Source organism: Streptomyces sp. NPDC005811 (genome assembly GCF_040630405.1).
In the GTDB taxonomy this organism is placed as follows: domain Bacteria; phylum Actinomycetota; class Actinomycetes; order Streptomycetales; family Streptomycetaceae; genus Streptomyces.
Genome location: NZ_JBEXXK010000004.1, coordinates 161,033 through 186,329, shown reverse-complemented (window position 1 = coordinate 186,329; position 25,297 = coordinate 161,033). Strand labels below are relative to the sequence as shown.

The 25,297-nt window shown below is 72.5% G+C and carries 23 protein-coding genes; 15 read left to right on the top strand and 8 right to left on the bottom strand.

Features of this window, described 5'->3' with window-relative positions; all coding sequences use genetic code 11:
* The first annotated feature begins 332 nt into the window (after positions 1 to 332).
* The 6 genes from ABZ490_RS06000 (at position 333) to tgmB (ending at position 5,785) form a co-directional block, all read left to right on the top strand.
* Entirely contained in the window at positions 333 to 1,085 is a 753-nt protein-coding gene (locus ABZ490_RS06000) for a DeoR/GlpR family DNA-binding transcription regulator (RefSeq protein WP_358984801.1), read from the top strand.
* Between the two features lie 46 nt (positions 1,086 to 1,131).
* Positions 1,132 to 2,490 (top strand): 6-phospho-beta-glucosidase, encoded by a 1,359-nt coding sequence (locus ABZ490_RS05995; RefSeq protein WP_358984798.1) that lies wholly within the window; start codon positions 1,132 to 1,134, stop codon positions 2,488 to 2,490.
* A 339-nt stretch (positions 2,491 to 2,829) separates the two neighbouring features.
* Entirely contained in the window at positions 2,830 to 3,993 is a 1,164-nt protein-coding gene (locus ABZ490_RS05990; RefSeq protein ID WP_358984794.1) for a hypothetical protein, read from the top strand.
* Positions 3,994 to 4,095: 102 nt separating this feature from the next.
* Entirely contained in the window at positions 4,096 to 4,386 is a 291-nt protein-coding gene (locus ABZ490_RS05985) for a YkvA family protein (RefSeq protein ID WP_358984791.1), read from the top strand.
* Between the two features lie 204 nt (positions 4,387 to 4,590).
* Positions 4,591 to 4,782 carry a putative ATP-grasp-modified RiPP gene (gene tgmA / locus ABZ490_RS05980; protein ID WP_055632657.1) on the top strand — a complete coding sequence of 64 codons (192 nt, stop codon included), beginning with the start codon at positions 4,591 to 4,593 and terminating at the stop codon, positions 4,780 to 4,782.
* Positions 4,783 to 4,798: 16 nt separating this feature from the next.
* The gene (tgmB, locus tag ABZ490_RS05975) at positions 4,799 to 5,785 is read left to right on the top strand and encodes an ATP-grasp ribosomal peptide maturase (protein ID WP_358984788.1); all 987 of its coding nucleotides are present in this window, start codon (positions 4,799 to 4,801) and stop codon (positions 5,783 to 5,785) included.
* 52 nt (positions 5,786 to 5,837) lie between these two features.
* On the opposite strand, the gene ABZ490_RS05970 is transcribed toward tgmB, so the two are convergent.
* The gene (locus ABZ490_RS05970) at positions 5,838 to 6,068 is read right to left on the bottom strand and encodes a DUF5133 domain-containing protein (RefSeq protein ID WP_358984785.1); all 231 of its coding nucleotides are present in this window, start codon (positions 6,066 to 6,068) and stop codon (positions 5,838 to 5,840) included.
* A 249-nt stretch (positions 6,069 to 6,317) separates the two neighbouring features.
* On the opposite strand from ABZ490_RS05970, the gene ABZ490_RS05965 reads away from it, so the two are divergent.
* Complete coding sequence (locus tag ABZ490_RS05965) at positions 6,318 to 7,655, top strand: diaminopimelate decarboxylase (protein ID WP_358984782.1); 1,338 nt, start codon at positions 6,318 to 6,320, stop codon at positions 7,653 to 7,655.
* Between the two features lie 84 nt (positions 7,656 to 7,739).
* Complete coding sequence (locus ABZ490_RS05960; protein ID WP_358984779.1) at positions 7,740 to 8,639, top strand: Gfo/Idh/MocA family oxidoreductase; 900 nt, start codon at positions 7,740 to 7,742, stop codon at positions 8,637 to 8,639.
* Here the strand turns inward: ABZ490_RS05960 and ABZ490_RS05955 are convergent, their stop codons facing one another.
* Positions 8,640 to 9,527, bottom strand: a complete 888-nt coding sequence (locus ABZ490_RS05955; RefSeq protein ID WP_358984777.1) for a GNAT family N-acetyltransferase — start codon at positions 9,525 to 9,527, stop codon at positions 8,640 to 8,642.
* A 232-nt stretch (positions 9,528 to 9,759) separates the two neighbouring features.
* On the opposite strand from ABZ490_RS05955, the gene ABZ490_RS05950 reads away from it, so the two are divergent.
* Positions 9,760 to 10,848: a PP2C family protein-serine/threonine phosphatase gene (locus ABZ490_RS05950; protein WP_358984774.1), complete on the top strand. Its 1,089-nt coding sequence runs from the start codon at positions 9,760 to 9,762 to the stop codon at positions 10,846 to 10,848.
* On the opposite strand, the gene ABZ490_RS05945 is transcribed toward ABZ490_RS05950, so the two are convergent.
* Positions 10,808 to 13,048 carry an MMPL family transporter gene (locus ABZ490_RS05945; protein ID WP_358984771.1) on the bottom strand — a complete coding sequence of 747 codons (2,241 nt, stop codon included), beginning with the start codon at positions 13,046 to 13,048 and terminating at the stop codon, positions 10,808 to 10,810. The two genes, ABZ490_RS05950 and ABZ490_RS05945, sit on opposite strands and share 41 nt — an antisense overlap.
* A gap of 131 nt (positions 13,049 to 13,179) precedes the next feature.
* Here ABZ490_RS05945 and ABZ490_RS05940 point away from each other — a divergent pair, with 131 nt between their 5' ends.
* The 4 genes from ABZ490_RS05940 (at position 13,180) to ABZ490_RS05925 (ending at position 17,519) form a co-directional block, all read left to right on the top strand.
* Positions 13,180 to 13,386 (top strand): hypothetical protein, encoded by a 207-nt coding sequence (locus tag ABZ490_RS05940; RefSeq protein WP_358984768.1) that lies wholly within the window; start codon positions 13,180 to 13,182, stop codon positions 13,384 to 13,386.
* A gap of 51 nt (positions 13,387 to 13,437) precedes the next feature.
* Complete coding sequence (gene sthA, locus ABZ490_RS05935) at positions 13,438 to 14,841, top strand: Si-specific NAD(P)(+) transhydrogenase (RefSeq protein ID WP_358984765.1); 1,404 nt, start codon at positions 13,438 to 13,440, stop codon at positions 14,839 to 14,841.
* Positions 14,842 to 15,069: 228 nt separating this feature from the next.
* Entirely contained in the window at positions 15,070 to 16,545 is a 1,476-nt protein-coding gene (locus ABZ490_RS05930; protein ID WP_358984762.1) for an APC family permease, read from the top strand.
* Positions 16,546 to 16,559: 14 nt separating this feature from the next.
* Positions 16,560 to 17,519, top strand: coding sequence for a hypothetical protein (locus tag ABZ490_RS05925; protein ID WP_358984759.1), 960 nt, complete (start codon positions 16,560 to 16,562; stop codon positions 17,517 to 17,519).
* Positions 17,520 to 17,565: 46 nt separating this feature from the next.
* Here the strand turns inward: ABZ490_RS05925 and prcB are convergent, their stop codons facing one another.
* The 4 genes from prcB to ABZ490_RS05905 form a co-directional block, all read right to left on the bottom strand.
* Positions 17,566 to 18,423, bottom strand: coding sequence for a proteasome subunit beta (prcB, locus tag ABZ490_RS05920; protein ID WP_358984756.1), 858 nt, complete (start codon positions 18,421 to 18,423; stop codon positions 17,566 to 17,568).
* Positions 18,424 to 18,502: 79 nt separating this feature from the next.
* A complete protein-coding gene (locus ABZ490_RS05915) occupies positions 18,503 to 20,845 on the bottom strand; it encodes a glycosyl hydrolase family 65 protein (protein ID WP_358984753.1) in 2,343 nt (780 codons plus the stop codon).
* Complete coding sequence (locus ABZ490_RS05910) at positions 20,842 to 21,591, bottom strand: beta-phosphoglucomutase family hydrolase (RefSeq protein WP_358984750.1); 750 nt, start codon at positions 21,589 to 21,591, stop codon at positions 20,842 to 20,844. The genes ABZ490_RS05915 and ABZ490_RS05910 overlap by 4 nt, the downstream gene beginning before the upstream one ends.
* A 60-nt stretch (positions 21,592 to 21,651) precedes the next feature.
* Positions 21,652 to 22,047, bottom strand: a complete 396-nt coding sequence (locus tag ABZ490_RS05905) for an SgcJ/EcaC family oxidoreductase (protein ID WP_358984747.1) — start codon at positions 22,045 to 22,047, stop codon at positions 21,652 to 21,654.
* Between the two features lie 69 nt (positions 22,048 to 22,116).
* On the opposite strand from ABZ490_RS05905, the gene ABZ490_RS05900 reads away from it, so the two are divergent.
* Positions 22,117 to 22,752 (top strand): nucleoside/nucleotide kinase family protein, encoded by a 636-nt coding sequence (locus ABZ490_RS05900; protein ID WP_358984744.1) that lies wholly within the window; start codon positions 22,117 to 22,119, stop codon positions 22,750 to 22,752.
* 41 nt (positions 22,753 to 22,793) lie between these two features.
* Positions 22,794 to 23,429 (top strand): DUF6461 domain-containing protein, encoded by a 636-nt coding sequence (locus ABZ490_RS05895; RefSeq protein WP_358984741.1) that lies wholly within the window; start codon positions 22,794 to 22,796, stop codon positions 23,427 to 23,429.
* Here ABZ490_RS05895 and ABZ490_RS05890 read toward each other — a convergent pair.
* Positions 23,419 to 25,251, bottom strand: a complete 1,833-nt coding sequence (locus ABZ490_RS05890) for a hypothetical protein (RefSeq protein WP_358985102.1) — start codon at positions 25,249 to 25,251, stop codon at positions 23,419 to 23,421. The two genes, ABZ490_RS05895 and ABZ490_RS05890, sit on opposite strands and share 11 nt — an antisense overlap.
* Between the last annotated feature and the right edge of the window lie 46 nt (positions 25,252 to 25,297).

The window sequence follows — 25,297 nt, the reverse complement described above, 5'->3', positions numbered from 1 at the left end:
CGGCGTGTCCGGCATGTCCGGCAGGACCTGTGGGTCGGGGGCCGCGGTGGGGCGCGACGGGGAGGCCGGGTGGCTGAAGAGCATCGGCGTGGGTGGAACCCTTCAGCCACCCGGGGTGTACGACCTGGTCCTCTCAGACGGTGCCGACGCGTCCGGGACGGCGGAATGCGCCGTTCATCCGCTTCGGCCGACCGGAGTGGGGTCCGGGCCTGGCTCCGAATTACGCAAGAGAGTGCACCCGGTGCGCGGGTTTGACAAGGGTCAAGCGAATATCGAGACATTCCTGCGCGACTTTGCTTGAGTTTGGCGAGTTCACGAGTATGGTCTGCCGCATGCTCCCTGACCGAAGACATCAGCTGATCCTTCGTTCCCTGCGTGCGGACGGGCCTACCTCGGTGTCCGTCCTGGCCGAGAGGGTCGGGGCGAGCCAGGCCACGATCCGCCGTGACCTCGCACAACTGGAGGACGAGGGCCTGCTCAAACGGGTCTACGGCGGCGCCGCGCCCGTGGTGGGCGAGGACGATCCGTTCGCCGACGTCGCCGGTGTCCGGGTCGGGGCCAAGGACGCCCTGGCGGCCTGGTGCGCACACCTCGTCAAGGACGGCGAGACCGTGCTGCTCGACATCGGCACCACGGCCCACCGGGTGGCCCGGCAGCTGCACGGCAGGGCCCTCACCGTCATCACCAGCAATCTGGCCGTGTACGAGGAGCTCCAGGACGACAAGGACGTCCAGCTGATCCTGCTCGGCGGGGTGGTGCGGCGCGACTACCGCTCCCTGGTCGGCTTCCTCACCGAGGACAACCTGCGGCAGGTCCACGCCGACCGGCTGTTCCTCGGGACCAGCGGGGTCCGCCCCGACGGCCAGGTGCTGGACACCACCGCCGTCGAGGTGCCGGTCAAACGGGCGATGATCGCCGCCAGCGCCCAGGTGGTCCTGGTGGCGGACGCCGGCAAGTTCCCCGGCACCGGGATGGCCCGGGTGTGCGGGCCCGAGGATCTCGACGTCGTGGTGACCAACGCGCCGGGCGACGAGAAGACCTGCGCACGGCTGCGCGAGGCCGGGGTCGAGGTGGTCGAGGTATGAGCAAAGCGACTCACGGATGAACACGGATGAACAAGGTGGTCGGCGTATGAGACTCACGATCCTGGGCGGCGGGGGCTTCCGCGTCCCGCTGGTCTACCGGGCGCTGCTGGGCGACCGCGGCGCGGGGCGCGTCACCGACGTGACCCTGTACGACCTGGACGCCTCCCGGCTGGCGATCATCCGCAAGGTCCTCGCCGACCAGGCGGCCGGACACCCCGACCCGCCCACCGTGACCGTCACCACCGACCTCGACGAGGCGGTGACCGGGGCCGACTTCGTCTTCTCCGCCATCCGCGTCGGCGGGCTGGCCGGCCGGGCCGCGGACGAGCGGATCGCCCTGGAGGAGGGCGTCCTCGGCCAGGAGACCGTCGGCGCCGGCGGCATCTCCTTCGGGCTGCGCACGGTCCCCGTGGCCGTCGCCATCGCCCGCCGGGTCGCCGCGCTGGCGCCCGACGCCTGGGTCATCAACTTCACCAACCCCGCCGGGCTGGTCACCGAGGCGATGACCGCGCACCTCGGCGACCGGGTGATCGGGATCTGCGACTCCCCGGTGGGCCTCGGCCGCCGGGTCGCCGGGGCACTCGGCGTGGAACCGGCGCGCGTCCGGCTCGACTACGTCGGGCTCAACCATCTGGGCTGGCTGCGCGGACTGTACGCCGAGGGCCGCGATCTGCTGCCGTCGCTGCTCGCCGACGAGAGCGCGCTGACCTCGTTCGAGGAGGGCAAGCTCTTCGGCGCCGACCTGCTGCGCACCCTGGGCGCGCTGCCCAACGAGTATCTGCACTACTACTACTTCAGCCGTGAGTCGGTGCGCTCGGCACGGGCCGCCGAGCAGACCCGGGGCGCCTTCCTCCACTCCCAGCAGCAGCGCTTCTACGACGCCCTGGCCCCCTCCCCGGGGCATACCGCGCCGCGCGCCGCCTGGAACGCCTGGGACGCGACCCGGCTGGAGCGCGAGACGACCTACATGGCCGAGAACCGCGAGGCCGTCGGCATGGGCGAGCGCGACTCCTGCGACCTGGAGTCCGGCGGCTACGAACAGGTCGCCCTGGCCCTGATGCGCGCCATCGCGCTGGACGAGCGGGCGACCCTCATCCTGAACGTGCGCAACCGCGGGCGGATCCCCGTCCTCGACGACGACGCCGTCATCGAGGTCCCCTGCCATGTCGACGCCAACGGCGCCCATCCCATCGCCGGGGCCGCGCTGCCCGATCACGGCACGGGGCTGGTGTGCTCGGTCAAGGCCGTCGAACGGGCGGTGATCCACGCGGCGACGGCCGGCGAGCGCGACCACGCGGTGCGGGCCCTGACCATCCACCCGCTGATCGACTCCTACGCCGTCGCCCGGCGCCTGCTGGACGCCTATCAGCGGCACTTCCCGGAACTGGCCTACCTCGGCGGCTGAGGAAACACGGGAGGGCACGAGAGAGCACGAGGGAACACGGCGGCCAGGGCTCGCCCCGACGCGGATGACGGGCGAGTCCTGGCCGCCGAGATCGATTCTCGGGGCCGTGGCACGGTGTGCCCACGGGTGTGCGGACGGCGACCCTGGTGAACGGCGGCCACCCCGTGCGCCCGGCGCACACCCCGTACGCATGTGCGGGGGTGAGGCGTGACGGCGCACCCGGTGGGGAAGGCGCACCCCGAGGCAGGCCGGACCCGGGCCCCGCGTGATCAAGCACACCTCGCGGCGCGGGATACTGGCCTTGGCTCATCGCCCTCGTCGACCGCTCACGAACGGATCATGCACATCTCCGCGATCGCCCCGCCCACCACTCCCTCCACGGTCTGGCTCGGCCGTGGCCGCCACACCGGTCCCACCGCACCGGAGGTCCTGCGCACCCACCTCCGGGCGCTCAAGGACACCGAGAGGCTCGAGGACTTCCGGGAGCTGCCCGACAGCGAGACCGCCGAGGGCGAATCGGCCTTCGAGGCGCGCTGGCAGGTACCCGACAACATCACCGTGCGGGCCCGGCTGAAACTGTCGGAGTGGTCGGGCCGGGGGCAGGAGTGGACGCTGGTCGCGGAGGCCGAGCGGCCCTGGGACCTGCGCTGGCCGTCGCCCGCCGAGCTGTTCTGGCCATGGGACACGGACACCGCGTGGGGTCAGGAGACCGTGGCCGGGCAGCGGTTCCTCGACGTCAACCCGCTGCCCGCCGACGAAAAGGATCTGCGCCGCGTCCTGCGGGCCGCCCTGCGCGACACCTGGACGGTCGACGTCGTCGTCCACGAGGCGATGACCCCGGACGACCGGGGCCGCCGTTCGCTGGTCTCCCTGCTGCCCCCGGGCCTGCACCACCGGGTGGTGGAGCACCGGGCGGCGCCGCACCAGCTGCGCACCGTGAACTGGGCGCTGAAGGACTTCGGGGCCGAGGTGCCGCGCGGCGGTGCGCTGGTGCTCCCCGGCAGCCCCGCGCCGGACGGCTACGACGCCGGGTCCCTCTCGGTGCGCAGCGTCTTCCTGGACGGCTCGCACCCCACGGAGGTGCTGGACGCCGTACGCCGCTACGTCGCGCTGCCCGCGCCCCTGCCGGAGGGCGGCGACGCCGCACTCACCCTGCTCCGCGAGAAGTGGCAGCTGCTCACCCTGGAGGAGGAACTCGCCCGGGAACGCGAGCTGGTGGCCATGTACAAGGAGGCCCTGGAGGCGATGACCGAGTCCCGGGACCTGTACCGGGAGGCGGCCGAGCAGGCCCACGAGGCGCTGGCCGCCTACCGTGAGGCGGCGGCCGAGGTGGGCGTCGAGCCCCCGCGTCCGGCCCCGGTGAAGAAGGGCGGCTCGCCGTTCCAGCAGTGGGGCCGGACCCTGGAGCGGCTCAAGGAGACCACCATGGGCCTGCGCCCGGCGTCCGCCGACACCGAGGGCCCCGAGGGCCCAGAGGGCCCCAAGGAAGCCTCCGACCGCTAGCCGTGTGAGGTAATCCCGCCGCACGAGGGGAATTCGGGAACCGAAAACGGGGAAACCGAAACAAGGGCAGCACACCCCGCGACGGACCCGGAGGGAGGGCCCGTGGACACGACCACCACGCTCCTGATCGTCGCCGCGGTACTCGCCGCGACCCTGCTCGCGGGCGCCGCCGCGGTGCTGGTGCGGCTGATCCGCACCCGCCGGGACCTCAGACGCGCCGGGCTGCCCACCGGGCCGCGCTGGATCTTCTGGGGCGCGGTCCTGTACTTCGTGCTACCGACCGACCTGCTGCCCGATCCGGTCTACCTCGATGACATCGGTGTCCTGCTGCTCGCCCTGCGCTCCCTGCGCCGTTCTCCCGACCCGGCAGGCACCCCAACTGACCGTATTTGAAGACGTTTTCACCCCCCGTTCGATGCATCTCCCCTGCTCCGCGCCCTGTTGGGATCCCGACTCGCCGATGATCACGGAGAGTAAGGAAACCAACCACCCGTTCGATTCGTATAAGTGACTGAAGGTCGCACCTAACGCAGCGGGCCCAAGTGACGTCGCACAGCGGCACCGCTTGATCGAGGCAGTACCGACGAGGGAGAGAACATGCAACCGTTCGCGCTCAACTACGCACGCCCTGCGGCGGAGTTGGAGTTCGCAACTCCGTACGCCTATGACCCCGGACTGCAGTTGAACGTACTCCTCGACGGCCGAGTCGCCGCTCGTGACCACGCCCTGCTCAGAGAACTGGGGACCACCACCTCCACCGCGGGTTCCAAGACCCACTTCGACGACTGAGCACGGGCCGCGCAAGATGACCGTGCTCATCCTGACCTGCGAAGAGGACGTCACGGCGGACATGGTGGTCGTACACCTGAACGCCGCGGGCGTCCCGGTCGTCCGGCTCGACCCGGCCGATCTGACCAGCACCGTCGCCCTGTCGGGCGAGTTCGTCCACGGTGCGTTCCGGGGCCATCTGTCCTCGGCCGGCCGGCTGGTGAGCCTGGACGGACTGCGGTCCGTGTGGGTGCGCCGGCCGGGCGCCGCGGCGGCGCGGGCGGCCCAGCCGTCCGCGTGGCTCACGGAAGAGGCCTCGCAGGCCCTCTACGGCATGCTCCGGGGCACCGGGGTGCGCTGGATGAACCATCCGGACGCGTCCCTGCGCGCCCGGCACAAGCCGTGGCAGCTGCGGCTGGCGCAGCGCAGCGGGCTGCCCGTGCCCGCGACCCTCATCACGACCTTCCCGCAGGCCGCGCGGGATTTCGCGGAGCGCTACCCGGACCTGGTGGTCAAGCCGGTGTCCGGGGCGCATCCGCAGGACCCGCCGCGTGCGGTGCCCACCACCCGGGTACCGCCCGGCGCCGACTTCGCGGCCGTGGCCTACGGCCCGACCCTGCTGCAACGCCGGATAGCCAAACGGGCGGACATCCGGCTGACCGCGGTGGGCGAGCGGATCCTCGCCGCCCGCAAGGACACGGCCCCGGGCGCCGACCCGGACGTGGTGGACGTGCGGTACGCGCCCTCCACCACCCCGTGGCGCCCCGCCGACGTACCGCCCCGGCTCGCGGACGCCGTACGGACGTATCTGCGCGAGGCGGAACTGGCTTACGGTGCCTTCGACTTCGCGGAGGACGCCGACGGCACCTGGTGGTTCCTGGAGTGCAACCAGTCGGGGCAGTTCGGCTTCGTGGAGGTGGACACCGGTCAGCCGATCGCACGCACCATCGCGGAGTGGCTGGCCGGCCCGGCCCCGCGGCCGGGACCCCGGTCCGCCGACCGCTGCGGCTCGGCGGCCTCCTGAGGAAGCACCGCGCGGCCGGGACCCCACCGGGTCCCGGCCGCGCCGTCACCGCTCAGACGGCGAGCGACAACCCCTTGCCGGTCGCGGCCCGGGACTCCAGCAGGGCGTCCGCCGCGGCCACCGCCTCCCGGACGTCGGACGTGCCCATCAGCACACAGAGCGTGTAGGTCACGTCACGCAGTTCACGGGCCGTGTCCGGCCGCTCCTGCTCCGCCTGAGCGATCCTCAGCGTCGCGTACCGGGTCAGCAACGTCCTGGCTACCTTGGGGTCCGGAACGATCACGAGCGCCCCTCTCTACGGTTGTTGCGCTGCGTGTGCCCGGACCTGGGCGATTCATGCACACGAGGCACACACGTCACCCTCCGGGGGCACGATCGCGCCACGCGGTTCGTGCCGTACGTAACGCCGGGGTGCACGCTGAGTCACGCGCGTCACGCGCCGCCGCACGGAAATCGACGCGGAGGACACCCGTACGGCCCTTTGGGGGTGAACCTGGAGATGTCGCGCCCCCGATGCGAAGGAGTCCCGGACGTGTCGTTCACCACCGACAAGGTCGCGCGCGCCGTACGGCAGGCGGTCGCCGACGGGCTGCTGGCGGAGGACCGGCCCGTGGCCGGCCTCCTCGACGTCGGAGGCGTGCGCGAGAGCGTGACCGCGCTCAAGGAGGCCTTCGCGGGGGTGCCGCAGGTGCTGCACGCCTTCGCCGCCAAGGCGTGCCCGCTGGTGCCGGTGCTGCGGCTGCTCGCCGACGCCGGTCTGGGCTGCGAGGTGGCGAGCCCCGGCGAGCTGCGGCTGGCGCTGGACGCGGGGTTCGCCCCGGCGAGGATCGTGCTGGACTCCCCCGCCAAGACCCGCGGCGAGATCCGCGAGGCGCTGGACCTCGGCGTCGCGCTGAACGCCGACAACCTCGGCGAGCTGGACCGGATCGACGCACTGCGCCCCGAGGGCTGCTCCTCCGTGCTCGGGCTGCGGGTCAATCCGCAGGTCGGCGTCGGTGCGATCGAGGCGATGAGCACCGCGAGCGCCCACTCCAAGTTCGGGGTGGCCCTGCGCGACCCCGGGGCCCGTGAACGGGTCGTCGAGGCGTTCGTACGACGTCCGTGGCTGACCCGGCTGCACGCGCACGTCGGCTCCCAGGGCTGCCCGCTGCCGCTGATCGCGCAGGGGCTGGCGGAGCTGCACGGGCTCGCCGAGGAGATCGACACGCGCGCCAGCCGCCGTCAGGTCACCAGCCTGGACCTGGGCGGCGGGCTGCCGGTGAACTTCGCCGACGACTCCGTCGCACCGACCCACGCGGCGTACGTGGCCGCGCTCACCGCGGAGGAGCCCGCCCTGCTGGACGGCCGCTACCGGGTGGTGACCGAGTTCGGCCGCTCCCTGCTCGCCAAGAACGGGGTCACGGCCGCGCGCGTCGAGTACGTCAAGGAGGCGGGCGGCCGCCGGATCGCGCTCACCCACGCGGGCGCCCAGGTGGCGACCCGGACGGTGTTCATGCCGCGGTCCTGGCCGCTGCGGGTCAGCGCGTACGGCCCCGACGGCACGCCGAAGCGGGGTCCGCTCGTGCCGTACGACATCGCCGGGCCGCTCTGCTTCGCCGGGGACGTCGTCGCGCACGCGCACCCGCTGCCCGAACTCGCCGAGGGCGATCTGGTCGTGCTGCACGACACCGGGGCGTACTACTTCTCGGCGCCCTGGGCGTACAACAGCCTGCCCCGCCCCGCCGTGTACGGCTGCCTCCTGGAGGACGGGGGCGGCGTCGCGTTCGCCACCGTCCGCGCCGCCCAGTCGCCCCGGGAGATCGCCCTGGAGAACGGCGCGGACCGGGCCGACGCCCTGCTGACGGGCTTCGCCGCACCCTCGCGGCGTTGAACCGGGGGGTGTCCCCGGGCCGGTCCGATGTGCGAAGCTCGCCCGTGTTCGGCGTGGCTTCGCACGGCAGGGAGTTTCAGCGGTATGCGCATCGGTCTGCTCGGTACCGGCCCATGGGCCCAGATGGTGTACGGTCCCGTCCTCGCCTCCCACGAGGACCTCGACTTCACCGGGGTGTGGGGCCGCCGCCCCGAAGCCGCCAAGGAACTGGCGGACCGTCACGGCACCCGCGCCTACGACGACGTCGACGCGCTCCTCGACGACGTGGACGCGGTCGCCGTGGCGCTCCCGCCGGACATCCAGGCGGAGCTGGCGGTCCGGGCCGCGCGGGCGGGCCGGCACCTCCTGCTGGACAAGCCGGTCGCCACCACCGCGGCCGGGGCGCGGGCCGTGGTCGCGGCGGCCGAGGAGGCCCGGGTCGCGTCGGTGGTCTTCTTCACCAGCCGGTACCTGAGCGAGACCGCGGACTGGATAACGGCGCAGACGGCGGCCGGGGGCTGGTTCACCGGGCACGCCCGCTGGCTGGGGTCAGTGTTCGCCGGGGACGGCGACAGCCCGTTCGCGACGCCCTGGCGGCGGGCGAAGGGCGCCCTGTGGGACGTGGGCCCGCACGCCCTGTCGGTGCTGCTGCCGGTCCTCGGCGACGTCCGCCGGGTGAGCGCCGCCGCCCCCGGGCCGCAGGACACCGTCCACCTGGTCCTGGAGCACACCGGCGGCGCCTCCAGCACCGTGACGCTCAGTCTGACCGCCCCGCCCGCGGCGTCGGGGGCGGCCGTCGAGCTGTACGGCGACAGCGGGGTCGTACGCCTGCCCGAATCCGCCGACAGCGCCGCCGACGCGCTGTCCCGGGCCGCCGGGGAACTCCTCGCCGCGGCCCGGGACGGGCGCGCGCACCCGTGCGACGCCGCCTTCGGGCTGCGGGTCACCGAGATCCTCGCCGACGCCGAGGCCCTGCTGGGCCCGGGCGCCGGCGAGCCGCGCTGATCAGCTCGGGGTGAAGTTGGCCCGCTCCCTCACCACGGGGTAGCCCGCCGTGGTGAAGTGGGCCGCCATCGGGAAGTTGCCCTGGTCGGTGGCCGCGGCGATGAACTCCGCGCCCTGCTCGACGAGGTAGTGGGTGCACTCGGCGAGCAGGTCGTAGGCGTAACCGTGGCCGCGGTGCTCGGGCAGGACGCCGATGAAGCCGATGCAGGGCCCGGAGGGGTTGTGGGCCGGGATGTGGATCCCGGCCAGGTCGCCCTCGGGGGTGCGGGCGACCTGCCACCACTCACGCGGGGACGGGCACCAGCGGAAGAAGTCCAGGTCCTCCTGGGCGGCCTGGTCCGGCCCGCCCTCCGCGACGGCCTTGCGGGCGTGGGCGTCGAGGGTGACGGAGTGGATGCGGCGCAGGGCGTCGAAGAACACCGCGTCGTCGGGTTCGGGGGCGAAGGCGAGCCGGCCGGGGCGCTCGGGCAGCCCGCAGGGCGGGGTCCAGCGGTAGACGAAGCGCTCCACGAGCAGGCTCTGGCCGGCCGCGCGGGCGGCGGCGTGGCGGGCCTCGGCGGCGGCCCGCAGGGCCGGGTCCTCGCGCCAGCCGCCGGGCAGGACCAGTTCCAGGCCGACCTGCCAGGGGGCGGTGCGCAGGAGTGCGGCGCCCGCCTCCTCCTCGCCGTCGGCGAAGTCGAACCACTCGACGGTGACCGGTTCGTCGTCGTCGGGCCCGCCCCACCAGGCGGCGCGGGCGACGACCCGCCCGTCGCGCAGGGCGACCCGCTTCCAGTGCGGACGGTAGGTGGCGTTGGGGAACGCCTCGGCGTTGCCCAACGGGTCGGGCAGGGTGTCGAAGAGATGGATGTCGCGCTCGTCGAGCGCGCGGATGACCAGATCGGTCAAGGGAATTCCTCCGGGATGCGAATGACGTGAGGCGCTCCCGGGCGTCGGACGAGGGTCAGACGCGGCACGCCGGGGTCACGGAACGGGAGCGCGGGATGCGTGAGAGCTTCATCGGCGCTCGCCTCCTTCCGTGGTCTCCGGGCGTGCGGGAACACCGTAGGAGATCGTCTGACGCGGCGTCCACCTGTTTTTCCGGCGTGCGAGCGGCGGTGCCGGGGTGGAGCGTGGTGGTGTGGCACGAGTGGACGGGGAGCGGCGGGGCTGGCTGCGGGGCGCGCCGCCGCCGGGCTGGGTGCGGGCGCTGCCGATCGCGCTGATCGCGGGGGTGTGCGTGGCCACGCTGGTCAGCCCCGACCCGCTGGACATCGGCTTCCTGCTGGGCGCGATCCCGCCGCTCGCGGTCCTGTCGTACGGTCCGGTGGCGACCGCTGTGCTGGGCGCGGTCGTGGTCGTGATGCTGAACGTGCCGGCGTTCCGGCTGAACGATCCGGGCCAGACGGATCTGCTGACGATCTGTTTCGTCGCCCTGCTGAGCGTGTTCGTGGCGTTCGTGCGCAGCCGCCGGGACGTCCAGCTGGACGTCGAACGCACGATCGCCGAGGCGGCCCAGCAGGCGGTGGTGCCGCCGGTGCCGGAGCGGGTGGGCGGGGTGTCCTGCGCGGGCCTGTACCGGGCGGCGGAGCGCGGCACGCTGGTGGGCGGCGACTTCTTCGACGTACGGGACAGCGCGCACGGGGTGCGGGCGGTGCTGGGGGATGTGCAGGGGCACGGGCTGGCGGCGATCGCGACGGTGGCGTCGCTGATGGGGGCGTTCCGGGAGGCGGTGCTCGACCAGCCGTCCCTGGAGGCGGTGGCGGCCCGGCTGGACCGCCGGCTGGCGGTGGACTCGGCCCGGGTGCCGCACGCGGAGCTGTTCGCGACGGCGGTGCTGCTGGAGTTCGCCCCGGGCGCGGACGCCGTACGGGTGGTGGTGTGCGGACATCCGCCGCCGGTGCTGCTGCGCGACGGCACGGCGACGGAGGTGGCGGTCGTCCCGGGGGCGCCGCTGGGCCTGGATCTGCCGGACGCGCCCCGGCCGGACGGGCTGCTCCTGCCGCTGTGCGGGGGTGACCGGCTCTTCCTCGCCTCGGACGGGGTGTGGGAGGCGAGGGACGCCGCCGATGTCTTCTATCCGCTCACGGAGCGGCTGCCCGCCCTCACCGCGGGGGCCGATCCGGCGACCACGGCCGTCCGGGTCTGGGCCGATGTCGTACGGCACTCCCCCGAGGTCCGCGACGACGTCACGATGCTCGTCCTCGCCCCGTGGCGTCCGGACCGGTGAGGGTCTCCGCGTCGCCCTCGGCGTCGATGTGCGGCAGGATCCGGTCCAGCCAGCGGGGGGTCCACCAGGCCTTCTCGCCGAGCAGGGTCATCACGGCCGGCACCATGAGCAGCCGGACGACACTGGCGTCGATCAGCACGCTGACGGCGAGGCCGAGGCCGAGCATCTTGACGACGATGTTGTCGCTGATGATGAACGCCGCGAACACGCTCACCATGATCAGGGCGGCACAGGTGATGACCCGGGCGGTGATCTCCAGGGCGTGGGCGACGGAGTCCTTGGCGTCGCCGGTGCGCAGCCAGGCCTCGTGGACGCGGGAGAGCAGGAAGATCTCGTAGTCCATGCTGAGGCCGAAGATGATCGCGAACATCATCATCGGCACATAGCTCTCGATGGGCACGTCACCGTGGACGCCCAGCGCGGGCCCGCCCCAGCCCCACTGGAAGACGGCGACGACCACGCCGTACGAGGCGGTGATGGACAGGACGTTGAGGACGGCGGCCTTGACGGCGACGAGGAGGCCGCGGAAGACGGCGAGGATGATCAGGAAGGCGAGGCCGACGACCACGCAGATGATCAGCGGCAGCCGGCTGGCGACGATGTCGCGGAAGTCGACCTGGGCGGCGGTGGTGCCGGTGACATAGCCGTGGGCGTCGTAGCCGGAGACCGCGTCGGGCAGGGTGGTGTCCTTGAGCCGGTTGACCAGGTCGGTGGTGACGGCGTCCTGCGGGGCCTGGGTGGAGTAGACGGTGCCGATCAGGACGTCGCCGTCCTGGGTGGCCGTCAGCGGGGTGACGGTCGCCGCGTCCGGCACCGCGTTCAGGGTCTTCTGGGCCTGCGACTGGAGGTCGGCGCGTTTGTCGGAGGGGACGGACGTCTGGTCGATGACGATGGTGAGGGGCCCGTTGGAGCCGGGGCCGAAGGCGTCGGTCATCAGGTCGTAGGCGCGCCGGTCGGTGAAGGAGGTCGGATCGGCCCCGTCGCCGATGTGGCCGAGCTGGATGGAGAAGACGGGGATGGCGAGGACGGCGATGACGGCGAGGCCGGAGCCGAGGTACCACCAGGGTCTGCGTTCGACGCGCTTGGCGTAGCGGTGCCAGGTGCCGTGCGGGGTGGCGCCCGGCGCGGCGTCGGTCTCGGCGACGGGCTTGCGGACGTGCCAGCGGTCGATGCCGCGGCCGATGAGTCCGAGCATGGCGGGCACGAAGGTCAGGGCACCCGCGACGGCGGAGACCACGGTGATGGCCGCGGCGAGGCCGAGTTTGCCGATGAAGGACACCCCGGACGCGTACAGGCCCATCAGCGCGATGATCACGGTGGTGCCGGAGACCAGGACGGCACGGCCGCTGGTGGCGGTGGCGTGCCCTGCGGCCTCGGCGGGATCGGCGCCGTCCATCAGGTTCTGCCGGTGCCGGGTGATCAGGAACAGGGCGTAGTCGATGCCGACGCCGAGGCCGATCATGGTGGCGAGGGTCGGGGAGACGGTCGCGAAGGTGAACGCGGCGGCGAACAGGCCGAGGATGGCGAGTCCGCCGACGACACCGATCAGCGCGGTGACGAGGGGCAGTCCGGCCGCGATGACGCTGCCGAAGCCGATCAGCAGGACGACGACGGCGACCGCGAAGCCGATCGCCTCGCTGAGGTAGTCGTTGGCCTTGGGCCGGGCCAGTTCGCCGAGCGAGCCGCCGTACTCGACGTCGGCGCCGGCCGACCGCAGCGGCTGCACGGCCTTGTCGACGCCGTTCAGGTAGTCGTCGCCGAGGGTGTTCGGCTGTTTGTCGAAGCGGACCGTGATGTAGCCGGTCTTGCCGTCGCTCGACACCGGGCCGACCTTGGTCGGGGTCTGCGTGAGGGGGTTCTGCGCCGACAGGACGTGGGGCAGTTTCTCCAGGTCGCCGACCGTGGTGGACATCTGCGAGCTCAGCGCGCTCAGGGGCTGGTCGTCGTGCATCACGATCTGGGCGCTGTAGCCGCCGGCCTGCGGGTCGTGCTCCTGGAGGACGTCGAGGCCCTTCTGGGACTGGGTGTCCGAGAGCTGGAAGTTGTCCTCGTAGGTACCGCCGACGGCGCGGTCGATCAGCTGGAGGGCGACCAGGGCCACCAGCCAGGCGATGATGACGATCACGAAGTGGCGGGCGCACCAGGCGCCGAGTCTGCGCAGTACCCCGCGTCGCGGTGTCCCGGCGGTGGTGGGTGCCATGGGCTCATTACACGCCCGACCGATCTTCTCGGCATCTCGGACGTCATGGGCATGAGGTGATCGGGATTGCAGGGTGCGCCGGGAGGATGAATGGTGTTAGTACATTCCTTCGGACGCGAGGAGCAGACACCATGCCGACCTCACAGCCGGGCGGCGCCCGGCCCACCGCGGACCGCGTCACCCCGGACGAGCTGCTCCACACGCGCACGGGCAGCGAGGTGTCGCCGGAGGACATGGTCCTGGCCACGGGCCGGGACCTCACCCCGCGCACCCTCGCATGGGCCCGGCGCAAGCTCGCCGAGGAGGGCCCGGCCGCGATCGAGAAGCTGCTGCCGTAGATCCTTCTCCGCTCTTTCCCCGCGGCACCCCTCGCTGCCACACTGCGGAGGGTGCCCGACTTCGACATGCTCGTCCTCGGTTCAGGTCCCGGCGGCCAGAAGGCCGCCATCGCCGCGGCCAAACTGGGCCGCCGCGTCGCCGTCGTCGACCGCCCCGACATGGTCGGCGGGGTCTCCCTCCACACCGGCACCATCCCCTCCAAGACCCTGCGCGAGGCGGTGCTGTACCTCACCGGTCTCACCCAGCGCGATCTGTACGGGCAGAGCTACCGGCTGAAGGAGGACATCACCGTCGCCGATCTCACCGCGCGCACCCAGCATGTGGTGGGCCGTGAGACCGATGTCATCCGCAGCCAGTTGTCCCGCAACCACGTCTCCCTGTTCTCCGGCACCGGCCGTTTCGTCGACGACCACACCGTCGCCCTGCGCGAGGCGGGCGGGCGGGAGCGGACGATCAGCGCCGAGCACATCGTCATCGCCACCGGGACCCGGCCGGCGCGGCCGGAGAGCGTGGAGTTCGACGGGCGGACCATCCTCGACTCCGACAACGTCCTGACGGTCGAGCGGGTGCCGCGGTCCATGGTGATCGTGGGCGCGGGGGTGATCGGCATGGAGTACGCCTCCATGTTCGCCGCGCTCGGCAGCAAGGTCACCGTGGTGGAGAAGCGGGCCGGGATGCTCGACATGTGCGACGTCGAGGTCATCGAGTCGCTCAAGTACCATCTGCGCGATCTCGCGGTCACCTTCCGGTTCGGGGAGACCGTGTCCGCCGTGGAGCGGCATGCGCGGGGCACGCTGACCGTGCTGGCCAGCGGCAAGAAGATACCGGCGGACGCGGTGATGTACTCGGCGGGCCGGCAGGGCCTGACCGACGAACTCGACCTGGACAAGGCCGGGTTGGCAGCCGATCCGCGGGGGCGGATCGAGGTCGACGAGCACTACCGTACGCGCGTGCCGCACATCTACGCCGTCGGGGACGTGATCGGCTTCCCGGCGCTGGCGGCGACCTCGATGGAGCAGGGCCGGGCGGCCGCGTACCACGCCTGCGGGGAGCCGGTGGCGCGGATGCACGACCTCCAGCCGATCGGGATCTACACCATCCCGGAGATCAGCTTCGTGGGGCGGACGGAGGACCAGCTCACCGAGGACAGCGTGCCGTTCGAGGTGGGGATCGCCCGGTACCGGGAGCTGGCCCGCGGGCAGATCATCGGCGACGCGCACGGCATGCTGAAGCTGCTGGTGTCGCCCGAGGACCGCAGGCTCCTCGGTGTGCACTGCTTCGGGACCGGCGCCACCGAACTGATCCACATCGGGCAGTCGGTGATGGGCTGCGGCGGCACCGTCGACTATCTCGTCGACGCGGTGTTCAACTACCCGACGCTGGCGGAGTCGTACAAGGTCGCCGCCCTGGACGCCACCAACCGGCTGCGCCAACTGGACCGGATCGGGGAGTGAAGCGGCAAGGGGGGCGCGCGAGGGGGCGCACATTACCCCCCGGTCAATCTTGAAAGCTCAAGAGGTGGGGCTATAGTCACACGCACACTCGGTGTGACCGTCCCGCGACGCTTAGCGGAGCGGTAACCGCCGTGGCTTTCCCCGTCGACGTTTTCCGAGGCCGACCCTTCGGTGCCCGGCGGCGCTCCACCCACACCCCCCATGTGCACGACGGAAAGCAGCACGAGCATGAGCAACAGCACCGGACGAGGGCTGCAGGCGAACGTCCTCGGCACCTTCGACACGGTGGTGATGGCGGTCGCGGGCAGTGCCCCGGCGTACTCCATCGCCGCCACGACGGCGGTCCTGGTCGGCGCGGTGGGCCTGGCCAGCCCGGCGGCGCTGCTGTACTGCGCGATACCGATGCTGGGCATCGCGCTCGCGTTCAGCCGGCTCAGCCGCATCGATGTGAACGCCGGAGCCAGCTACTCCTGGGTGGGCCGGACCCTCCACCCGTTCCTGGGCTTCCTCAGCGGCTGGGCGCTGGTCGTCTCGGCGACGATCTTCATGGTGGCGGGCTCGCTGCCGGCCGGCTCGATGACGCTCGCCCTGTTCGACGAGGGCCTCGCCGACAACACCGCGCTGTCGACGGTGGTCGGCGCGGCCTGGTTCATCGTGATGCTCGCGGTGGTGCTGGGCGGGGCCCGGCTCACCGTGCGCGCCCAGCTGATCATGTCGGGGGTGGAACTGGCGATCCTCGCCCTGTTCGCGGTGCTCGCCTGCTTCCACACCCAGGACAACGCGCTGCCGTTCGACTGGTCCTGGCTCGGGTTCAGTCACTTCGACGGGGTCTCCGGCTTCGCCTCGGGCGCGCTGGTCGCGGCGTTCTACTACTGGGGCTGGGACGTCACCAGCAACCTCAGCGAGGAGACCCGCAACAGCCGCCGTACGACCGGACTCGCGGGCCTGATCGGCGTCGCCATCGTGTTCCTGCTCTTCGAGGTGTTCACCATCGCGGTGAACGTCATCCTCAGCGCCCAGCAGATCGACGACAACGGCGCCAACGTGCTGGCCGCGCTCGGCGAGGAACTGATCCCCGGCTGGGGCGGCAAGCTGCTGATCGTCGCGGTCATGCTGTCCACGATCGCCACCCTGGAGACCACGCTCATCCAGGTCACCCGCTCGCTGTTCGCGATGGGCCGTGACCGTACGATGCCCTCCGCGCTGGGCCGGGTGCACCGCACCTGGAACACACCGTGGATCGCGATCGCGGTGGTCGGCGGGGTGGCGCTGGCGCTGTTCGTGGCCTCCAACGCGCTGGGCTCGGTGGGCGACATCCTCGCCGACGCCATCTCGGCGATCGGTCTGCAGATCGCGATCTACTACGGCCTCGCCGGGCTCGCGGCCGTCGTGGCCTACCGCAAGACCCTGCTGCGCTCCCCGTCGGACTTCCTGCTCGGCGGGCTGTGGCCGCTGTTCGGCGCGGTGTTCATGTTCTGGATCTTCGGGGAGTCGCTGGGCGAACTGGATCCCGCGGCGATCGCCATCGGCATCGGCGGGCTCGCCGTGGGCCTGGTGCCGATGCTCTGGTACTGGCGCAAGGGCAGCGACTACTACCGCCCGGCCAAGCTGGACGCCTCGCGGACCGTCGAGGCGGACTACGCACCCGACGGCCACGCGGCCGCGCACTCCACGTCCTACGAGGGTCTCCCCACCGACTTCTGAGGGGAACCCGAGCGATGGCGCGTGACCGCTTCACTCCCGAGTTCGACCCCGACTGCGGGGACGTGTCCCTCTCCTCCGCACGCCACGACATCGTCATCGGCCGCTGGCAGGGCCTGCGGGAGCTGCTGCGCACGACCGGCCCGGACTGGCTCGCCCGGGGCCACCGGGTGCGGTTGCTGGCGCAGGTCTGTGCGGGCAGTTCGACCGTCGAGACCTGGCTGGCCGCCGAACCGCAGAGCGCGGACGCGCTCGTGCTGCGGGCGGCCACCGAGACCGCCCGGGCGTTCAACCTGGCCATCTCCGCGGGCCGGGGCGTGGCGATCGACCAGCAGCGGATCGACGCGGCGGTGCTGGCGTGTCTGTCGGCGGCCGAGGTGTACCCGTCGGACCCCACCCCCTGGGTCTCGCTGATCTCGGTGGCCCGGCTCTACCCGGCCGGGGTGCGCCGGCAGGAACTCGCCCGCTGGTGGGACGAGTTGCACCGGCGCGACCCGTACAGCATGGAGGGCCACCTCCAGGTGCTGCACTACTACTCCGCCCGCTGGCACGGCTCGCACGGCCTGATGTACGACTTCGCGCGCGACGCGGCGGGGGTGGCCCCGCCGGGATGCCCGCTGCCGGTCCTGGTGCAGTACGCCCGGGTCGAGGAGTTCCGGTACGCCGTCGACACCACCCAGGGGCGGCCCGCCCGGGTGGGGCTCGCCCAGCACTGGAACAACGACGGGGCGGTGAGCGACGTACGGCGCACCTGGGAGCGGTGGATCACCGGGCGGCCGGACTCGGTCGTGGCGCCCGGTGAGCTGCGGGACTTCCACTACCTGGCGCACGCGGCGTGCTGGGCGGACGCGGCGGAGGTGGCGACGCCGTTGCTCCGGGTGCTCGGGCGGCGGGCGACCCGGACGCCGTGGTCCTATACCGGGGATCCTGAACAGCAGTTGGTGCGGTGGCGGAAGGAGTGGGTGGTGCGGGCCTGAGGGGGCGTGGTCGGGTGCGGGTTGTCCAGAAGAGGGGGGTTGATCGTCACGGGGTTGCGTGGGGGCCGTCCGGCCTGGTTCGGCGGTGCTCCACCATCTCTCGGCTCAACGCCTCCGTCTCCTCCTCCGGGAGGCGTTCGAAGCCTTCCTCCGTGATGACCGAGACGATCGGGAAGATGCCGCGGTTGATGTCGGGGCCGCCGGTGGCGGAGTCGTCGTCGGCCGCGTCGTAGAGGGCCTGGAGTGCGGTCAGAGCCGCTTCCCGGCGGGTCATGTCGGCCCGGAACAGCTTCTTCAGGGCACCCCGGGCGTACGGGGAACCGGAGCCCTCGGCGTGGAAGGGGGCCTTCTCGTAGAGGCCGCCGGCCACGTCGAAGCTGAAGATGCGGCCCCGGGCGCCCTCGGGCGCGGAGACGTCGTAGCCCGCGAGGAGGGGGACGACGGCGAGGCCCTGCATGGCCTGGCCGAGGTTCTGCCGGATCATCGTGGCGAGCCGGCGGGCCTTGGCGCCGAGGGTCATCGGGATGCCCTCGACCTTCTCGAAGTGGGTCAGCTCCACCTGGTACAGCTTCACCATGTCCAGGGCGAGGCCGACGGTGCCGGCGAAGGCGACGGCGGTGTGGTCGTCCGCCGGGTGCACCTTCTCCAGGTCGCGCTGGGCGATGAGGTTGCCCATCGTGGCACGGCGGTCGCCCGCGATCAGGACGCCGTCGCGGTAGGAGAGGGCGAGGACCGTGGTGCCGTGCGGGAAGGCGTCGGGGGCGGCGCGGACGCCGTCGGGGAACGGCGGGCGGGTGGGCAGCAGTCCGGGTCGGTGTGCCGCCAGGAACTCGGTGAAGGACGAGCCGCCCGGTGTGAAGAACTCCCCGGCCAGCCGGCCCTCGTGCCCACGGTCCGTCGCCATGCCACTCCCCCTCGCCCGCCCCGGTCGCCGACACCCCACTACCTACCTGTGTCCGGCGGCCGGGAAACACATGTACGGCTCAACGGCCCTTCGGTGACCGGTGCGGCGGCTGGGCGGGCGCCGTGCGGACCGGCGGGGGCGGCAGCGGGCGCACCACGGGACCGTCGCCGTTCACAGTGAGGGGCGTGCCGTGGTGGCGGATCGTCAGGGGACCGCCGGAGAGCAGGCTGTACGTCGCCTTGTCGGGGCCGATCTCCACGCGCAGCCGGCTGCCGTGGAGCTGGACGCTGAACGCGAGCCGGCTGAACCGCTCCGGCAGGCGGGGCGCGAAGCGCAGGCCGGTGCCGTCGCGGCGCAGTCCGCCGAAGCCGGCCACCAGGGCCGTCCAGGTGCCGGCGAGGGAGGCCATGTGCAGCCCGTCACGGGTGTTCTGCTCCAGGTCGGCCAGGTCCATCAGCGCGGCCTCGGCCGTGTAGGCGTACGCGAGGCGCAGATGGCCGGCCTGCGCGGCGATGACGGCCTGGCAGCAGGCCGACAGCGAGGAGTCGCGGACGGTGAGCGGCTCGTAGTAGGCGAAGTTGCGGGCGAGCTGCTCGTCGTCGAAGTGGCCGTCGCAGGTGTACATCGCGAGGACCAGGTCGGCCTGTTTGACGACCTGCTTGCGGTAGAGGTCGAAGTACGGGAAGTGCAGCAGGAGCGGGTACTGGTCGGGGCGGGTGCCGGCGAAGTCCCAGTGCTGGTAGCGGGTGAAGCCGGCGTGCTGTTCGTGCACGCCGAGTTCGTGGTTGAAGGGGATGTGCACCGCCTCGGCCGCGTCCCGCCAGGCGGCGCTCTCCTCCTCGTCCACGCCGAGCCGGGCCGCCGCCTCCGGGTGGCGTTCGACGGCGTCGGCGGCCGCGAGGAGGTTCGCGCGGGCCATCAGGTTGGTGTACGTGTTGTCGTCGGCGACCGCGCTGTACTCGTCGGGGCCGGTGACACCGTCTATGTGGAAGGTGCCGTGGGTGTCGTGGTGGCCCAGCGAGCGCCACAGCCGGGCCGTCTCCACCAGTAGTTCGACGCCCGTCCCCGCTTCGAAGCCGAGGTCGCCGGTGGCCGCCACGTACCGCACGACCGCGTCGGCGATGTCGGCGTTGACATGGAAGGCGGCGGTGCCGGCCGGCCAGTACGCGGAGCCCTCGGAGCCCTCGATGGTCCGCCAGGGGAACGCGGCGCCGCTCAGGCCCAGTTGGGCGGCGCGTTCCCGGGCGGCGGGCAGGGTGTTGTGCCGCCAGCGCAGGGCCTCGGCGACGGCGTCGGGCGCGGTGTAGGTGAGCAGGGGAAGCACGAAGGTCTCGGTGTCCCAGAAGGCGTGTCCGTCGTAGCCGGAGCCGGTCAGGCCCTTGGCGGGGATGGCGCGCTGCTCGGCGCGGGCGCCCGCCTGGAAGACGTGGAAGAGGGCGAAGCGGACGGCCTGCTGGATCTCCTCGTCGCCGTCGACCTCCACGTCGGCGCGGGCCCAGAAGTCGTCGAGGCAGGCCCGCTGTTCGTCGAGGAGGCCCTGCCAGCCGCTGTGCCCGGCGGCGGCGAGGGCGGCCTCGACCTGGTCGCTCATCGCGGGCCGGGAGCGGGCGCCGGACCAGCCGTGCGCGACGAGCTTCTCCACCCGCAGCGTCTCGCCGGGCTCCAGCACGGAGGTGACGGTCAGCCGGGCCACGTCCACGTTGCTCTCGCTGCTCGTCGTGGTCCGCCCGGGTCCGGTGACGGTGTGGTCGGCGGCGACGGCCACCCGCAGCCCGCTGCGCCTCGTCCGGTGCACCAGGCGCAGCCGGTTGCCGACGGCGACGTCCTCCTCGGGTTCCAGCGGCGACTTCAGGGCGCGGGCGGCGCGCGGGTCGCCGTCGGGGTCGGGCAGGCTCTCGTTGGCGACCAGCTCGGACTGGATCACCACCCGGGAACGGCCGCCGACGGCCTCCACCTCGTAGGCGACGGCGGCGACGGCCCGCTGGGCGAGGGAGACCAGCCGGGTCGAGCGCACCCGGACCGTGGTGCCGGCCGGGGAAGTCCACTCGCAGCTGCGCTCCAGGACGCCGCGCCGCAGGTCGAGCACCCGCTCGTGGGCGACGAGGCGGCCGTAGCGCAGGTCGAAGGGCTCGTCGTCGACGAGAAGCCGCAGGACCTTGCCGTTGGTGACGTTGATGACGGTCTGCCCGGACTCCGGGTAGCCGTAGCCCGCCTCGGCGTAGGGCAGGGGGTGCAGTTCGTGGACGCCGTTGAGGTAGGAGCCGGGCAGGCCGTGCGGTTCGCCCTCGTCGAGGTTGCCGCGCCAGCCGACGTGTCCGTTGGACAGGGCGAAGACCGACTCGCTCTGGGCGAGGACGTCGAGGCCGAGCGCCGTCTCGCGCACGCACCACGGTTCCACGGTGTACGAACGGTGGGTGATCACGCCTGCCCTCCCCGCTCCCGAAGGTCCGTGAGGTCCTTGACCACGACGTCGGCGCCGTGCGTGTACAGCGCGTCGGTCTGTCCGACGCGGTCAACGCCCACGACGTACCCGAAGTTCCCGGCCCGCCCGGCGTCCATCCCGGCCAGCGCGTCCTCGAAGACGGCGGCCCGGGCGGGCGGGACGCCGAGGTCGCGGGCGGCGGCGAGGAAGGTGTCGGGGCGGGGCTTGCCCGGCAGTCCGCGTTCGGCCGCCACGACCCCGTCGATCCGTACGTCGAAGAGGTGCTCGGCGCCGATCGAGCGCAGCACGTCCCGGGTGTTGGCGCTGGAGGAGACGATCGCCGTGCGCAGTCCCCGCGCGCGGGCCGCCCCGATGTACTGGAGGGTGCCGTCGTAGGGCTGGACGCCGTCGGTGCGGATCCTCTCCAGGAGGATCTCGTTCTTGCGGTTGCCGAGGCCGTGGACGGTGCGGGCGTCGGGCGGGTCGTCGGGCCGGCCCTCGGGCAGGTGGATGTCCCGGGAGGCGAGGAAGGTGCGTACGCCGTCGGCGCGGGGGCGGCCGTCCACGTACTCGTCGTATTCGTCGGCGTCGAACGGGCGGAATCCGTCGCCCTCGCGCGCGTGCAGGAAGGCGTCGAAGGTCTCCTTCCAGGCGGCCGCGTGCACCACGGCCGTCCGGGTGACGACCCCGTCGAGGTCGAAGAGGCAGGCCTGGATGGTTTCGGGGAGGCCGAGCGTCGTCGTCATACAGGGTCCGGTTCCCCGGGATGCGCGCCGGTATGACGTCGGTCGTGCCTCAGTCGTGCCTCAGTCGTGGGGGAAGGAGTGGTGCTCGTGCGCGATCAGCCAGCGGCCGTGCTCCTTGCGCAGGCCGAAGGTGAGGCGCAGCCGCAGGGTGGGGCTCTCGGCGAGTTCCCGGGGTGTTCCGCAGCGCAGCAGGGCGTGGGCGTAGGCGACGTCGTGTCCCGCGGTGACGTCGAGGGTGTCGATGTCGAAGCGGGCGCCCTGGGCCTGCCAGGCGAAGAACGGGGGCCAGCAGGCCCGGTAGGCGGCCAGGCCGCGGATGCCCTCGTGCGGTGCCGGCACGTCGTACATGACGAGGTCCTCGGCGTGGCCCGCGAGGACCGTGTCGAGGTCCCCGCGGTGGACGGCGTCGGCCCAGCGGGTGATCAGGGTGCGGATCTGCGTCTCGTCGTCGGACACGGCAGCCCTCCTTTCCCTACCTGTCGCTCTCTATGGGTCTCCTTCAAGGAGACTGCGACACTCTGCTGTGTGCTCACCTTCGACGATCTGCTGTGCCGGGCCCGTTCCCTCGCCGGGGCCGGCCGGCCGCGCGCGCTTCTCGGGATCGCCGGCAGCCCCGGTGCCGGCAAGACGACCCTCGCCGAGCGTCTGGTGCGGGAGCTGAACGCCGACGGCGCGCCCTGGGCGGCGCACGTGCCGATGGACGGGTTCCATCTCGCCGACGCCGAGCTGGAGCGGCTCGGCCGCCGGGACCGCAAGGGCGCGCCGGACACCTTCGACGCGGCCGGGTACGCGGCGCTGCTGCGGCGGCTGCGGGAGGACACGGACGACGTGGTGTACGCGCCCGGCTTCGAGCGGGTGCTGGAGCAGCCGATCGCGGGGGCTGTGCCGGTGGCGCCGACGACCCGGCTGGTCGTCACGGAGGGGAACTACCTGCTGCTCGGCACGGGCTCATGGACGCGGGTGCGGGCGGAGTTGGACGAGGTGTGGTTCTGCGAGACGGACGAGGAGGAGCGCGTCCGCCGGCTGGTCGCCCGGCACGTGGAGTTCGGCAAGGGGCACCAGGAGGCGGTGGCCTGGGTGTCGCGCAGCGACGAGCGCAACGCCGAACTGGTGGCGGCCTCGCGGGAGCGGGCGGACCTGGTGGTGCGCGTACCCGTCTGACGCCGACCGCGTTGTCAGTGCCTGCCGTTACGGTCGGTGGCATGACTGACGGAATCGTATGGCTGGTGGACGACAGCGGCTGGACGTCGGGTGTCGTCTTCGCCCGGGGCATCTCACCCGAGGAGCTGGCCGTGCGTATGGGAGGTGCCCCGGGCGGCGCGACGGAGCCGATCACCCACGCGGACGTGTCGGAGCTCGAGATGGAGATCTACCGGCCGGGCGCCGACGGGGACGGCGTAATCCGCGTGGGCCGGTCCGGGGAGTGGTCCTTCGCCCTGGAGTACGGCGACTCCACCGGCTCCGACCTGCTCGAGGAGATATCCACGGACGGCGTCGAGGCCGTGCACTACGTGCCGCCCATGGAACACCCGCCCGCCACCTTCCGCTACGCGCACGACGGTGTGTTCCTGACCGGGTACGGCCTGACGGAGGAGATCTGGCGCTGGGGGCAGGAGCCGGATCTGCTCCTGCCCGACCTGGTCGCCGCGGGCCTCCTGAGCGCCGACGGGAAGACGTACCTCCCGCCGGAGGACGAGCACTACAAGACGCGCTACCGCCGCAGCCTGGGTGTCGTGGAGCGGCGATTCGGGCTGTCCCTCTGCCCCGCGTTCCTCCGGGACGCCCGGCTGCCCGCGTACGCGGTGCGCGGCGAGCCGGACATGGACCTCAGTCGCTGACGGTGCTCAGCGTCAGCTGCGGCTCGGCGTGCGCGTCGTCCGGTCCGAGTACGGCGGTGAAGGCGTCCGTGGTCACGGTCAGCCCGTCCGGCGTCCACGCCACGGACACCCCGGACGGCTCCTCGGTGCCGTAGCGGACCGCGAAGACGTGCAGGTCGTCGGGGGCGTCGGCGATCGGACCGGCCTCCAGGGCGCTGGAGCGCACCAGATGGGCCCAGCCCTTGTCGGGGTTGCCGTAGCCGCGCGGGTCCTCCGCGAGGGCGAACGCGGCCTGCTGCTGGGTCAGTCCGGCGCGGGCGTCGAAGTGGTCGGGGCCCGTGGCCTCGGGGTGGGTCAGGCGCAGCGTCCCGGCCGAGGAGACGGGCGCGTGCGCCGTACGGCGGACCCGGTCGCCGTCGTCCTCGGCGTACGGCAGGCCGGCCAGCAGGTAGGGGCTGCCGTCGAGGCGTTCCACGGCGACCGTCGTCCACAGGGTGCTGCCGTCGGTGACGTACAGGGAGCGGACATGGCGCAGGACGTGGTCGCGGCCGACGACCGGCTTGGTGACCAGCTTGGCGGTCAGCGCGCCGGCGCGGACGTCGCGGACCCGGACCTCGCCCATGGGGCGGCACAGCAGGAAGCCGTCGATGACGGGTCCGAAGCCGTGCTGGCGGTCGACCGCGGCGGGCAGCAGATAGGTGCCGGCCGCCTCGATCACGGCCGGGGTCATCCGGTCGTCGAAGGCGACGGAGACGGAGCCGGACCGCAGCTGGTGCCGTGCGGACCCGGTGGAGGGCTCCCGGTGCCAGGGGGTGGTGTCCTGGATCTGCCAGACCAGCATCCACGCGAAGTGGCCGTCGACCCCGCCGTCCGGCTTGACGGCGTACCGGGCCCAGCGGCTGTCGCCCCGGTAGCGGCCCAGGTCGGAGCCGATGCGGGCGCCGAAGTAGCGCAGGCCGAGCACGGACTCGAAGGCGGAGTGCTGCTCGCTGTAGCGGGGGCCGCCGTTGTCGAAGCCGCCGTTGGTCAGCCGGGCGTCGAGGTAGCGGGCGAGGGCGTCGCCGTCCTCGGCGAAGACGTCCTCGCCGCTGATCCGGTGGGCCTGGGCGAGGAAGGAGAGGGAGATCGGGCCGTAGTTGTTGTCGTAGGCGCCGCCGTGCTCGGGGGGCAGCAGGGCGCCCCGGTCGGCGACCCGGTGGGCGCGGATCCTCGTCTCGTACAGCTCGAGCGCGCGGGAGCGGACCCGCTCCCCCTCGGCGCCGGGCAGGTGGCGGGCGAGCATGAGTCCGCCGACCACACAGCCGATGGCCTGGTTGCCGGCCTCCTGCGGGTTGAAGAAGGTGGCCTCCGTCAGCCAGCGCCAGTAGCCCTGCGCCACGTCGAGCAGCTGGGCGCGCAGGCCGGCCTCGACCAGGTCTTCCGGTGCGTCGAGGAGGTTCACGGCCTGGAGCAGCGCCCACGCCGTGCTCGGCCAGTCCCCGATGGGGTGCGCACCCGCTTCGAGGACGTACCGGGCGTAGGGCAGGCCGGAGTCGCGGACCCTGAGGTTGGGGTAGCCGGGGTTGTCGCCCCGGTAGACCCGCTCGCGCAGATGGAAGGCGAGGCTGCGGCGCACCGCCTGCGGCAGCTCGGGGTGCCGGGTGCGCTGCCAGGCCAGGGCCAGCAGCGAGGTGATGCCGAGGGAGGTGTCGCCGATGTCGTCGACGCAGTCGGGGTGTTCGAGGTTGCCCTCCGGCGTGAGGCGCCGCAGGGCCTGCTCGACGACGTCGGCGAGGACGGCGTCGTAGGCCTCGGGGCTGTCCGGCAGGTCGTGCAGCGGGCCCCGCTGGTGCGGGAGGTGCACGGGAGGGGACGAGTGGTGCACGGGGAATCAATCCTTTATGCCTGGG

Excerpts from the sequence above, each read along its gene's own strand:
- ABZ490_RS06000 (WP_358984801.1), top strand. The coding sequence starts at position 333 with ATGCTCCCTGACCGAAGACATCAGCTGATCCTTCGTTCCCTGCGTGCG.
- ABZ490_RS05995 (WP_358984798.1), top strand. The coding sequence starts at position 1,132 with ATGAGACTCACGATCCTGGGCGGCGGGGGCTTCCGCGTCCCGCTGGTC.
- ABZ490_RS05990 (WP_358984794.1), top strand. The coding sequence starts at position 2,830 with ATGCACATCTCCGCGATCGCCCCGCCCACCACTCCCTCCACGGTCTGG.
- tgmA (WP_055632657.1), top strand. The coding sequence starts at position 4,591 with ATGCAACCGTTCGCGCTCAACTACGCACGCCCTGCGGCGGAGTTGGAG.
- tgmB (WP_358984788.1), top strand. The coding sequence starts at position 4,799 with ATGACCGTGCTCATCCTGACCTGCGAAGAGGACGTCACGGCGGACATG.
- ABZ490_RS05960 (WP_358984779.1), top strand. The coding sequence starts at position 7,740 with ATGCGCATCGGTCTGCTCGGTACCGGCCCATGGGCCCAGATGGTGTAC.
- ABZ490_RS05945 (WP_358984771.1), bottom strand. The coding sequence starts at position 13,048 with ATGGCACCCACCACCGCCGGGACACCGCGACGCGGGGTACTGCGCAGA.
- ABZ490_RS05940 (WP_358984768.1), top strand. The coding sequence starts at position 13,180 with ATGCCGACCTCACAGCCGGGCGGCGCCCGGCCCACCGCGGACCGCGTC.
- ABZ490_RS05930 (WP_358984762.1), top strand. The coding sequence starts at position 15,070 with ATGAGCAACAGCACCGGACGAGGGCTGCAGGCGAACGTCCTCGGCACC.
- ABZ490_RS05925 (WP_358984759.1), top strand. The coding sequence starts at position 16,560 with ATGGCGCGTGACCGCTTCACTCCCGAGTTCGACCCCGACTGCGGGGAC.
- prcB (WP_358984756.1), bottom strand. The coding sequence starts at position 18,423 with ATGGCGACGGACCGTGGGCACGAGGGCCGGCTGGCCGGGGAGTTCTTC.
- ABZ490_RS05910 (WP_358984750.1), bottom strand. The coding sequence starts at position 21,591 with ATGACGACGACGCTCGGCCTCCCCGAAACCATCCAGGCCTGCCTCTTC.
- ABZ490_RS05895 (WP_358984741.1), top strand. The coding sequence starts at position 22,794 with ATGACTGACGGAATCGTATGGCTGGTGGACGACAGCGGCTGGACGTCG.